This is a genomic window from Streptococcus sp. 1453 (genome assembly GCF_013276955.1).
Classification (GTDB): domain Bacteria; phylum Bacillota; class Bacilli; order Lactobacillales; family Streptococcaceae; genus Streptococcus.
Window position 1 is genome coordinate 1 of sequence record NZ_VMLZ01000025.1, and the last position, 787, is coordinate 787.

Genomic DNA, 787 nt, shown 5'->3' on the forward strand with positions numbered 1-787 from the left:
GCGCGAAGACACGACAGGTGAAGTTTTAACCATCACAAATAACGGTCAAGAAAATCATCTGGTCAAGATGGCATTCTTGGAACTAAAAAAATACAGGGAAACCAGCAAAGATAGCATTCGCAAACCATGGTTGGAGTTTTTCGGGAACAAGCCCTTTACCCAAGAACCTGAGCGAGCTATCAGCCAGGCAGACCAACTGCTGGACTACAAGAGCTGGTCCGAGGAGGACAGGAAAATGTTTAGCCAACTACGTATGCGCGAAGAACAGGCATTATTGGCTCAGGACTATGCTTTGGAGCAAGCTGAAGAAAAAGGCTTAGAACGAGGTCGAGCTGAGGGTCTTGAACGTGGTCGTGCAGAGGGTCGTGAACAAGGACGAGAAGAAGGCATTGAAGAGGGATTAAAAGTAGGTTTAGTAAATCTAGTACGTCAAGGTCTTCTAACACCTGAGGTTGCGAGTGAGCAATTAGGCATGACCGTGGCGGAGTTTGAAGCGTTGTTGGCAAGACATGAGTGAGAAATCTGTAAATATTATACGATATGAAAACAATTAAAAAGAATAGCTAAATTTCTTGATGGAAAAGAGATTAGCTATCTTTTTTGTTAGGAAAGTTTGAACTTTTCACTTTCTTTTCCGAATAAATAGATAGTAGCAGTAAATCTAGCAAACCTAGATTTAAAACTGTGGTATAATAAAAGGAGGAAAAGGATGATTCTAAGACATCCGGGCATCAGCCCGACTAACGATTTGGTTGCTAAGAAAATCTTTAGCAATCCAGAGATCACT

The 787-nt window shown here is 41.8% G+C and carries 1 pseudogene; it reads left to right on the top strand.

Annotated elements, in window-relative coordinates:
* Window positions 1–517 (top strand): annotated as a pseudogene (locus HW098_RS10145) (hypothetical protein); the annotation flags it as partial.
* Between the last annotated feature and the right edge of the window lie 270 nt (window positions 518–787).